The organism is Arthrobacter sp. APC 3897, from assembly GCF_030407495.1.
Classification (GTDB): Bacteria; Actinomycetota; Actinomycetes; order Actinomycetales; family Micrococcaceae; genus Arthrobacter_B.
In genome coordinates, this window is record NZ_JASDDG010000009.1 from 96149 (window position 1) to 107000 (window position 10852).

Below are 10852 nucleotides of genomic sequence, written 5' to 3' on the forward strand. Positions count from 1 at the left end.
TGACGGTCCTCATCCCGGGACCCGGCTTGACTCCTCGTTCAGGAACAGCTGAAGCACCTGGACGGGTTTACCCGGCTGAATCAGCTGCGCCCTGCCCGGAGGGAGGGTACGGGCCCGCACCCCGTTAATCAGGGTTCCTTCCGCCCGGTCGCCGGAGAGGATCAGTGCGGCGCTGCCGGAATCGCGCAGTGCCGTCAAGAACGGTTCATACATTCCCCGGCTGGCCCCGCGCACCCGCCGCGACAGGACGGCGTGCAGCCCGATTTCAGGTGCCAGCGGCAGGAACGGGGTCAACCGGCTCAGCGGCGAGGAGCCGCCGGCGGTCAGCACGTCATAGTCATCAATCACCAGTACGATGCGCGGCAGGCCGGCCAGCTCCGCCGGAGCAGCCGAGGCCCGCTTCTCCAGCTCTCCGGCGACGGCCGCCGCGAGTTTCTCCGCCAGGGCAGCGCTGGTGGCATAGCCGCCCAGGGAATCGCCCGGGACTTCGCCGGCGAGGCTGCGCCGGGGATCAAAGACAGCAAACACGATGTCCCGGGGCTGCTGGGACATCATGCGGCGGATGACGGACCGCAGGACGTTGGTTTTGCCTGAGGCGTCATCGCCCATGATGAGCAGATGCCGCTCCCGGCCGTGCAGGTCAAGAATCTCGGTGCCAAGATCGGCTTCGCGGAGACCCAGCGGCACGGCGGCCGCTGCGCCGGGGGTGGGGACCGTTTCGGCGGAAACAGCGGCGGGCAGAATCCGGACCTGCATGGCCCGCTCGCGGGTGGCCGCCGCTACGGCAGCCACTAAATCCTGCAGGCCGCTCGCAGCGGAACCGTCATCTGTTCCCGCATCGATGCGCGGCAGGGCGAAATGTCCCTGGAGCTTCGAGCCGGTCAGTGACCGCCCGGGGCTTCCGGGACTGACGGCTTCGGCCATCTTGCGTCCGTGGGCGGATTCTCCGGGATCGGCCAGCCGGAGTTCAATCCGGTTACCGAAGAAGCTCTGCTGCGAAATGCGGATTTCATTCATCCGTGAGCACGTGGCGATGACGTGAATGCCGTAGCCTGCGCCGCGGCTGATCAGTGCGTGGACCGGCTTCTCGATGTCCTCGAATTCGTCGCTGAGCTGCCCGTAGCCGTCCAGCACCAGGACGATGTCGGCGCTGGGAAGCTCCGGGATCCCGCCGCCGGCGCACCGTTTGCGGAGGGTGGGCAGCGAATCCACCTGGTATTTCTCGAAGAGGTGCTCCCGCAGGGCGAGCATGGCCACCAGTTCGTCCACGGTCCGGCGGATCACTTCCCGGTTGGTGCGGACGGCCACCCCGCCCACATGCGGAAGCCCGTCCAGCGGCAGCAGGGCACTGCCGAGCAGGTCGATGCCGTAGATTCCCACTTCCGCGGGGCTGTGGGTCAGCGACAGCGCGGCAACGATGGTCCGCAGCGCGGTGCTTTTGCCTGTTTGAGGGCCGCCCACAATGGCAGCATTGCCGCCGTTGGCTGCCAAATCCAGCTCCCACACGCCCTGCCACTGTTTGGCGGGATCATCGAGCAGCCCCACGGGAATCCGCAGAGATCCGCCGCAGGCAAGCCGCAGGTTTTTCCCGGTGGACAGCCCGCCGGCCGCCTGGTCCAGTGCAATGCCGCGGGGCAGCGGCGGCAGCCAGATGGGGTCCACCGCCCGCGGGAACGCGGAAAGAGTGTCCATGAGCGCGGACAGGACGGTGGGTCCGGTGGTGCGTTTGGAGGACGACGTCGCTGCCGGGGACGCGTCGTCGGCCGCGGGCCGTGCCTCAAGGGACGCGGCATAGCGGGGCACCTGAAGGACCCGGGGCGGCAGGACGGCGTCGTCCTGCCCGGTTTCCTGTGCGGCCTCCAGCGGACCGGAAACATAACCGGCCTTGAACCGGGTGTAGGTAGTGGTGTCCACCTTCAGGTATCCGAAGCCGGGCACCGGGGGCAGGTGGAAGGCATCCGGGGTGTCCAGCACGGTGCGGGACTCGCCCTCCGAAAGGGTCCTTAGCCCAATGCGGTAGGACAGGTACGTTTCCAGGCCGCGGAGTTTGCCGGCCTCAATCCGCTGGCTTGAGAGCAGCAGGTGCACGCCGATGGAGCGGCCGATGCGGCCAATGGACAGGAAAAGTTCGATGAAATCCGGGCGGGCGGTGAGGAGTTCGCCGAACTCATCAATGATGACCACCAGGTGCGGCAGCGGGGCCGGCTCCCGTCCCTGCAGCTTCAGTTCCTGCCGGTGCAGCTGATAGTCGGTGATGCTGGCAAGGTTTCCGGCCGCTTTCAGGACTTCCTGCCGGCGCTGGATTTCACCTGCGAGGCTGGCGTATACGCGCTCAATCAGGCTGACGTCGTCCGAGAGGTTGGTGATAACGCCGGCCACCTGCGGGGCGCCGGCGAACGGGGCAAACGTGGCCCCGCCCTTGTAATCGACCAGCACCATGGCCAGGACCTCGGGCGAGTGCGTGGCGAGCAGGCCCACCACCATGCTGCGCAGCATCTCGGACTTGCCGGACCCGGTGGCACCCACGCACAGGCCGTGGGGCCCGTGGCCAAACTGCGCGGACTCCTTCAGATCCAGCAGGGCCGGCCTCCCCCGGTCATCCGGTCCCAGGGGGACCCGCAGGAAATCCGCCTCCCCGCGGGGCTTCCACAGCCGCCGGATGTCCGCTTCATCCAGGCGGGGCGAAAGCCCCAGCATTTCCAGGAACCCCTGGGCTGTTTCGCTGCTGTCATGTTCCAGCGAATCCGGTGCAAGCCGAAGCGGCGCCAGCTCACGGGCCAGCGCCTCCGCCAGGGGCAGCGGAAGATCATCCAGCCTGCCGCGTTCGACGGCGGGAAGCACCGCGTCCGCCCGGTAGTTTTCCACGATGAACGCCCCGCGCGGGCCGTCGGGGTCTTCGCTGATCCGCACCGAGACTTCTCCCGGCTCCTGATTGCGTTCGGCCACCAGAAACACCGTGGTGATGCCCAGCGAACCGGCCGAGGCTTCCTGATCCGGCACCTGCAGCTCGGACGGAAGCAGACCGTAGGAGTCGCTGAGCACCAGGAGCCGGGGCAAAGCGGTGCCCACGCCGCCGCGCAGGAAGTCCCTGCGGGATTCGGCTGCCCGGGTGGAGCGCCGGTGCAGGTCTTCGCTGAGGACGCCGCTGAGGTCTTCCGCGGTGGGAGCCAGCCGACGGACGGGACCCGTGGCGTGGCGGGAACTTTGATCCGCCAAATGGGGCAACCAGGTGGCCCACTCCCAGTCATCGCGCCGGTCCGGCGGTGCGATGAGCGCAAGGTGCAGGTCTTCGGGGGAGTGGAAGGCGGCCCCTTCGGTGAGCAGGAGCCTGGCCACCCGCGCAGTGAAGCGGCGGGACCCCACCACCGAGACGTTTCCGGCGCAGTCCAGCGGAACGGTCAGCGGCAGTTCGGGACTGGATTCGTAGCGCTGTTTGAGGATCTCCGCCTCGGTGGTCATAAAGGTGTCGGTCTGGGCCAGGGCCGAGCCGGAGGTGTGGATGGTGATGTCACGGCTGCGGCGGGAGCCGGTGCCGATCCGCACATGAAGGAAGTCCTCATTATGCCGGCGGCGTTCCCAGAGCCGTTTGGTGTCCCTGATGATGTCGAACAGGGCATCCGGGGGCGGGCTGGAGGTCCGGGCGACGGCCAGCGCGGCTTGTTCGTCCGAGCGGAGCGCAGTACGGCAGCGCTCCAGGTATTCCAGATAGTTCTCCCGCTGCTCCCGGCGCTGTTTTCCCTGTCTGCCGCGCTGGCTGAGCATCATCAGGACAGAGGCAAGGATGGTCACGATCATCATCAGTGCTCCCACGGCAGCCAGGGGTGAGCCGCGGAAAAGCATCATGACCGTCATGGAGACGCCCGCTCCCAGCAGGGGAACCAGGGACATCATGTTCATGCCGGTTTTGCTGCCTTCCACGGGAGGCGGGGCATCGAGGGAAAACGCTGCCATGGTTCGTGCCGGAGCGGTGGTCCGTGCGGGCCGGTGGAGGACTCTGGTGCTCATGCCGGAGTTCTCCCTGCCTGAGCCGGTCCTGCAAATTCTGCCGATGCCGTAAATCCTGCAGAGCCCGTACATCCTGCTCCTGCTCCTGCTGCTGCAGCTGCGGGCCGGCGCGGGCCGGTTCCTGACACGGCAAGGGACAGGACCTGTGCTGCCAGGGACACCGCTTCAAGGCGGGTCCGGCGGGACAGCAGAGACGGATTCACAGCGGTTCCGGCTGCCAGATGCCGGTCATAGCCCAGATATGCTGCGGCGATGCCGCTGCGGCGAAGCCTTTCCGCGTGCCGGGACGCGGACTCTGCGCCGTCCCTCGTGCCCTGGACCACCAGTACCAGGAGGGGCACGGAACCGAGGAGCGGGTCGAGGTGCCAGGCAGCGGAGTAGTGGACGGCGTCCGCCACTGCCGCAGTGCCGGCCGGGGTGACGAAGAGGGCCAGATGGGAGTTTTCCAAGGCCCAGCGGGCAGCCGGTGCAGCGGGTCCTGCGCCGCAGTCGAAGACCGTGACGGGGCAGTACCGGGAAACGGTCCGGGACAGCAAAGAGGCTGCCGCGTGGGCAGGAACCGGGCCGCCGGAGAGATTCCGGGCCAGGGGTCCGGCCGGTGTCCATGCCGGCGCCGCCGTCCCGGCGGTGTTGCGGGCGGCGGCACCCCGCAGATTGGTGGCCGTTGGGGCATGGGGGTTCCGGCGCCCGGTGACCAGCAGATTGGGCGGCCCCGCAACCGCCAGCAGCGCTGCCAACTGCTGCACTGAGGCGGGCTGCCCGGCCTCCAGCCGGGCAGCAACAGCGTCCAGCGGCGGAGCGTCCGGCACCCCGAGGCGAAGACCCAGCGTTCCGCCTTCCGGCGCATTGTCGACGGCGGCCACGGCGTCGGCCCGCATGGCCGCGTAGATCCTGGCCAGAAGCGCCGTCACCGTGGTTCTTCCGGCCCCGCCCCGGGATCCTGCAACTGCGATCCGGCGGGTCGTGGCGATCGGCAGCTGAGTACCGGCTGCTGCTTCTGCGAGGCGGTCCGGGTAGTCATCGCCGCGGAAGAGCCCGGCGGAGCCGGCAAGTACGCGGCGCAGCGTGGATTCGGCGGGTGGGGGCCTGGTCATGAGAAGCTCCCGGCCAGCTGGCCGAACAGGCCAAACATGCCGGCGGTCAGGGGAACGGAAGCCAGAATGGACACGGTTTCCATCCGCTTGGCCAGCAGGCGGAACCGTGCCTGCGTATGGTCGGGGAGGGTGCACGTCAGCGAGACCGCGGCTGCCGCTGCGATGAGCAGCACGGCCACCCCCACGGTCCAGGGGAAGCCGGTCAGGGCGCGCAGGGCTGCCGGTACGGCGGCGCCCAGTCCGACGGCGACGGCGAGGTAAAGCGCGATCCGCTGCACGGCCAGTGGAAAGGACCTGGTGCGCAGGAACAGCGCCAGGGTCAGGACCAGCAGCAGCGGCAGCGTCCAGTTCTGCTGCCGGGTGTCACTGCCCAGCAGCCACAGGCCCGGAGCCAGGCACAGCGCTGTGATGACCGTTCCCAGGGTCAGGCCTCGGTGCGCTGTGGCCACCGCAGCCCGCGCGTCGGTGCGGGTGATGGAACCGCCCTTGGCCCGCTGATCATCCAAGGTGGCAAGGCCGGAGGAGACGAGCGCCAGCGTGGGCAGTAGCCCCAGGATGACGGTGCCCGCCAATGCAGCCAGGGCGGCGGCCCGGACGGCATCCCCCGTGAGCGCACCGGCAGCGGCCCACGTCCCCGCGGCAAGGACCAGCGTTGCGGCACCGCTGAAGAAGGCACGCGGCGCCGCGGCAAAGGTTCCCAGACCGGCCAGCCCCAGCACCGAGGACCCGGCCGCGACCAGGGCAGCGGCGGGAACCCGCGCCGGATCGCCGTCGTAAACATGGAGGGCGCCGCCCAGCCCGGCGAGCCATCCCGCGCCCAGCAGAGTGGTGCCCAGGGCGCTGCTCGGCTGCAGCCGCCCGGCGATGGTGCCGGCGCCCAGTCCGAGCAGTGACAGGGCCGGCAGCATCCACCAGGCAGAATCAGGAACCAGTGCTGCCAGCAGGATTTCCGCGCCGGCCCAGATCCCCGCTGCCATGAAGATCCCCGCCGTTAAAGCACTGAAGCGCCGGTTCCACCGCCCGCCCGCGGCAGCAGTTTCAGCCACCACCAGATCGGTGACGTCGTAGACGACGGCGGCCGGCGGGGCTTCGGCGGCGTTGCACAGCAACAGTGACGAACCGTCCAGCACCCGGGCGCGGTTCAGGGACTGGCCGGCGTTGAGTTCCGTGCCGTCACCGGCAACGAGTACCTTGGCCGCCACCTGCCCGGAGGGGACATCCTCCAGCAGGTCCAGGATCCGGGGGAGCAGCAGTCCCACCGGTTCATCCGAGGGCAGGAGCAGGTCAACGTGTTTCCGTGAACCGATCAGGGTGACCCGGGTAAAAGCGTGGGCCATGGCGTTCAGGCCCCGAACCCGTGGTGCCGGGGCAACGGCTGGGACAGGGAACTGCCCTGGCGCTGCGTGCGGTCCTGCTGCGTGGCGCGGTTTTCAGCCAGCAGAGTGCTGACAAAGGAATACCCCACGCAGACTGCGGCAATGACGGCGGCCGCCGCGAGGCTCAGGAGCAAGAGCCGGACGCTGTCCATCCAGCGGCGCTCGTTCGGGTTCTCTCCAAAGAGCAGGGCCGTGAGAAGCCGCTGCCGGCGCACGGTGACGGACTCGATGAGCTGATTGTCGTAGTCGCTGGCCATGAAGGTCCCCTCGCCCTTGGACACGTTGGCTACATCCTTGCACCGCGGAGCAGATTTGGGTGCGGACGGGCCAAGCTGGGGAAAACCCGGTGGAGGACCTCCGAAAACCAACGTTGTGCAATCCTGTACCCGATGCTAAGTCTTGTTGGACCATCCCGCACCAAAGGAGAACTCATGAGCACCAACCCCGGCCTTGAAGAGCGCAACCTGAGCGAATGGAGCCGCCGCCTGACGCAGGCGCTGCAGATCCTGGACTTGGAAGTGGACCACAAAATGCTGGTGGACCTGGCTGAAGAGTCGTCCGACAACGTGGGTCCGCACGCCGGTCTCGTCAGCACCTTCCTTGTGGGTTACGCCGCCGGCCTGTCCAAGACCAGCGGCCGGAAGGCCGCTGACGAAGCAGTTCAAACCGCCGCTGACACTGTCTTTGAGCTCGCGGCAAAAGGTTTGGACGATTCGAACGACCCGTCGCGAAAGGGCGACCAGCCGGAGTGGGAGGATTCCGCCCAGTAGCGCGGCAGCAAAAGGAAACGGCGGGAGCTTCCAGGGAAGGAAGCTCCCGCCGTTTCTGCTCAGCAGTCTTGGCAATGGTCCTGAAGACGGACCCTAGGCCGGAGCCCTGGTCTTGAAGTCTTCGACCTGTTCGTGCGCAGGGTCGAGGTTGGGCTCAACGCGCACGAGGACAGTCTTGGACACGGGAGTGTTGCTGCCTTCAGCCACGTGATCCATGGGGACCAGAACATTGGCTTCGGGGTAGTAAGCGGCAACGCAGCCCTGCGGCGTGGGGTAGGAAACCACCCGGAACTTGCGCAGGACCCGCTTCACGCCGTCGTGGTGTACGCCGTGGATATCGACGTACTGGCCGTCCGCCAGCCCCAGATCCTTAATGTCCCGGGCATTCATGAACAGCACGTGCCGGCCGCCGCGGATGCCCCGGTAGCGGTCATTGTGCCCGTAGATAGTGGTGTTCCACTGATCGTGGGAGCGCAGCGACTGCAGGATCAGGGTGCCCTCGGGGCGTTCAACGGCCTCCAGGTCATTGACCGTGAGGACCGCTTTGCCGGTGGGAGTGGGGAAGGTTCGCGAATCCCGCGGCCCGTTGGGCAGGACGAAACCGCCATCGTGGCGGATCCGCTCGTTGTAGTTGTCGCAGCCGTCGACGACGCGGCCGATGTGGTCGCGGATCAGGTCATAATTCTTCTCGTAACCCTCCCAATCGGCATCAATCTTGTCACCAACCACCAGCGCTCCGAGGCGGGAAACGATGGCGGGTTCGGACAGCAGATTCTCCGACACCGGGGTCAGGTTTCCGCGCGACGCGTGCACCACGCAGACAGTGTCCTCCACCGAGACGAACTGCGGACCGCATTCCTGGACGTCCAGTTCCGTGCGTCCCTTGGTGGGCAGGATCAGTGCCTCCTCGCCGGTGATCAGGTGGGAGCGGTTCAGCTTGATGGAAATCTGCACCGTCATCTCGGTCTTCTGCATGGCAGCCTCGGCAAACTGGGTGTCGGAGATTGCCGAGATGAGGTTTCCGCCCAGGGCCACGAAAACCTTGATGTGTCCTTCCTGCATCTTGTGGAAGGTTTCGACGGCGTCGACGCCGTGGTCCCGCGGGGGATCGAAGTTGAACTCCTTGCCCAGGGCATCCAGGAAAGCCGGCGGCATCTGCTCCCAGATGCCCATGGTGCGGTCACCCTGGACATTGCTGTGCCCGCGGATGGGGGCGGCCCCTGCACCGGGCTTGCCGATGTTTCCGCGCAGCAGCAGGAGATTGATGATCTCCTTGATGGTGGGCACGGCCTTCTTCTGCTGCGTGATGCCCATGGCCCAGCAGATGATGACCTTCTCGGCCCGCAGATACCGGTCGGCGAGTTCGTTGATTTCCTCGATGGGGAGGCCGGTTGCTTCCACAACGGTCCGGTCCTCCAGGTGCAGCAGGTGTTCTTTCAGGTCTGCCAGACCCTCGCAGTGCTTTTCCAGGAAGTCATGGTCCAGGACCGTGCCCGGGTTCTTCTCCTCGGCTTCGAAGACCCGCTTGGAGATGGCCTGCAGCAGCGCCATGTCCCCGCCCAGCCGGATCTGGAGGAACTGATCGGCAAGCTCCGTTCCCTTGCCGGCAATCCCGCGGACTTTCTGCGGATTCTTGTACCGGCGCATACCGGCCTCTGGAAGCGGGTTCACGGCAACGATGCTGCCTCCGTTGCGCTTGCATTCCTCCAGTGCGGTCAGCATGCGCGGATGGTTGGTTCCCGGATTCTGGCCCATCAGGATGATGAGGTCCGACTTGCCGAAGTCATCATAGGCGACCGTGGCCTTGCCGATGCCGATGGTTTGGCCCATCGCCCAGCCGGAGGACTCATGGCACATATTGGAGCAGTCGGGGAGGTTGTTGGTACCGAAGCCGCGCACCAGGAGCTGATACAGGAAAGCCGCTTCGTTGGAGGTGCGGCCGCTGGTGTAGAAGGCGGCTTCATGCGGAGACTCCAGCCCGTTGAGCTTGTCCGCCACGATGCGGAAAGCCTCGTCCCAGCTGATCACGCGGTAATGGTCTTCACCGGCCGGCTTGTAGACCGGCTCCGTTAGCCGGCCCTGCATGCCCAGCCAGTATTCGGTGCGGCCGCGAAGCTCGGTAATGCTGTGCTCGGCCCAGAAATCGGAGGGAATGATGACGGGGGAGGCCTCCCACGTGACGGCCTTGACGCCTTCTTCGCAGTATTCGAACTTGCTGCGGTGCGACGGATCCGGCCAGGCGCAGCTGGGGCAGTCGAAGCCGTCCTTCTGGTTCATCTTGAACGTGGCTTCCAGCGCCCGCTTGGCACCCATATGCTGCACGGCGGGTTTCAGCGAGTGGTAGACGGCGGGAATTCCCGCTGCCCAGTCCTTGGGAGAGGAAACTTGTATGTCCTTCTCATCCACGTTTTCGACGCGTGGTTCCTTCCGGGCCATTCCGTACATCCCTTCACCGTCCTGCGCTTTGCAGTTTCGAACCCGGGCTTTCCCGGGCGAAACGCCTCATCCGTACAAATAGGCCTAGCAGGTGCGGTATCGCATAGCAAGGTTTCCGCCGACGCGCCGCTGAGATCTTCTTTTCCGGACCGGCTCAAAATGACGCACATCCCGGGCTTGTTGGGAGCCCGGATGGTTATCCACAGGTGCGTATCAGTGCATGGCTTTTGGGGATGCCCCCGCGTTGGATGGTGCCACAGGCAGGCGGACGGGCAGCCCCGAAAAGGGGCGCTGCGGATCCGATGCCGGAGGAAACAGGAACGGACGAGGGCGCGGCGCGCGCCGAAAGTGGGCAGTAATGAAATTCGATATGGGTTCACAAACGCTGGGAACGCTGACACAGCAAACAGGGGCTTCACACGAGGACCTGGGGCAGCTGGTGCGCTCGCTGGTGCAGGCAGTCGCTCCGCTGGAGGGCAAATTCAACGGTTCGGGCCGGGTGAAGTTCGACGAGTTCAAGGCGCGTACGGATGAAGTGGCCAACGAATTGAACAGCTCCCTCGCCGCCATCCTGCTGGGGCAGTCCGAGATGGACAGGTCCTTCCAAACGGGAGACCAGGAATCCGCGGACAACGCCCGGCAGCAGCAGGGAGCGGCAAGTTTTGATGCTGCCCGCTTCGGTTCCTCCCGCTGATATATCCGGCGTGGTCTCTGCATGTTCCCGGCAGCTAATTGATAATTCTCGAAAGGATTTGCCATGTCCCAGGATCGTTTGAGTTATGACACCGACACCTCCGCCGCCGTGCAGGGGGAAATCCAGTCCATTGTTGGCCGCCTTGAATCGCTCATCGGCGAGCGGGAGAAAACGGTGAACTCGGCCATGTCCGATTTCTCCGCCGACGGCGTTTCGGAGGAGTACCAGGCTGTGGAGAACCGCTTTCGCAATGCCGCCAATGAAACCCGCAGCATTATCAGTTTGGTGAAGCAGACCCTGAACCTGAATGACCAGACAGCCTCCAGTGCAGGAGCACGGGCCAGGAGTGCTGTGCAGAACATCGGCTGACGGGCTGCCAGGGCAGCGGGTTGACGGGATGGCGGGTTCGCGCATGACCGGCCGGGTTCAGGCCGGATTCGGCCCGGGCGGGGGACGGGCGGCGACGCTGCGGCACGG

Annotated in this window: 8 protein-coding genes; 3 read left to right on the forward strand and 5 right to left on the reverse strand. The window is 66.2% G+C overall.

Annotated features, from left to right (window positions below; genetic code table 11):
- Window positions 1-9: 9 nt before the first annotated feature.
- From eccCa to QMA10_RS06425, 4 genes are read right to left on the reverse strand one after another with little or no spacing between them, the layout of a single operon-like run.
- Window positions 10-4005 (reverse strand): type VII secretion protein EccCa, encoded by a 3996-nt coding sequence (gene eccCa / locus QMA10_RS06410; protein WP_290167001.1) that lies wholly within the window; start codon window positions 4003-4005, stop codon window positions 10-12.
- Window positions 4002-5099 (reverse strand): hypothetical protein, encoded by a 1098-nt coding sequence (locus tag QMA10_RS06415; protein WP_290167002.1) that lies wholly within the window; start codon window positions 5097-5099, stop codon window positions 4002-4004. Before QMA10_RS06415 ends, eccCa begins: the two co-directional genes overlap by 4 nt.
- Window positions 5096-6436 carry an EsaB/YukD family protein gene (locus tag QMA10_RS06420; RefSeq protein WP_290167003.1) on the reverse strand — a complete coding sequence of 447 codons (1341 nt, stop codon included), beginning with the start codon at window positions 6434-6436 and terminating at the stop codon, window positions 5096-5098. The genes QMA10_RS06415 and QMA10_RS06420 overlap by 4 nt, the downstream gene beginning before the upstream one ends.
- Before the next feature lie 5 nt (window positions 6437-6441).
- Window positions 6442-6756, reverse strand: a complete 315-nt coding sequence (locus QMA10_RS06425; protein WP_290167004.1) for a hypothetical protein — start codon at window positions 6754-6756, stop codon at window positions 6442-6444.
- A gap of 150 nt (window positions 6757-6906) precedes the next feature.
- On the opposite strand from QMA10_RS06425, the gene QMA10_RS06430 reads away from it, so the two are divergent.
- Window positions 6907-7245 (forward strand): DUF6457 domain-containing protein, encoded by a 339-nt coding sequence (locus QMA10_RS06430; RefSeq protein ID WP_290167005.1) that lies wholly within the window; start codon window positions 6907-6909, stop codon window positions 7243-7245.
- 93 nt (window positions 7246-7338) lie between these two features.
- Here the strand turns inward: QMA10_RS06430 and QMA10_RS06435 are convergent, their stop codons facing one another.
- Complete coding sequence (locus QMA10_RS06435; RefSeq protein WP_290167006.1) at window positions 7339-9681, reverse strand: FdhF/YdeP family oxidoreductase; 2343 nt, start codon at window positions 9679-9681, stop codon at window positions 7339-7341.
- A 358-nt stretch (window positions 9682-10039) separates the two neighbouring features.
- Between QMA10_RS06435 and QMA10_RS06440 the strand changes: the two genes are divergently transcribed.
- Both QMA10_RS06440 and QMA10_RS06445 read left to right on the forward strand, forming a co-directional pair.
- On the forward strand, window positions 10040-10375 hold the full coding sequence (locus QMA10_RS06440) for a hypothetical protein (RefSeq protein WP_290167007.1): 336 nt from the start codon (window positions 10040-10042) through the stop codon (window positions 10373-10375).
- Between the two features lie 63 nt (window positions 10376-10438).
- The gene (locus QMA10_RS06445; protein WP_290167008.1) at window positions 10439-10744 is read left to right on the forward strand and encodes a pore-forming ESAT-6 family protein; all 306 of its coding nucleotides are present in this window, start codon (window positions 10439-10441) and stop codon (window positions 10742-10744) included.
- Window positions 10745-10852 lie beyond the last annotated feature (108 nt).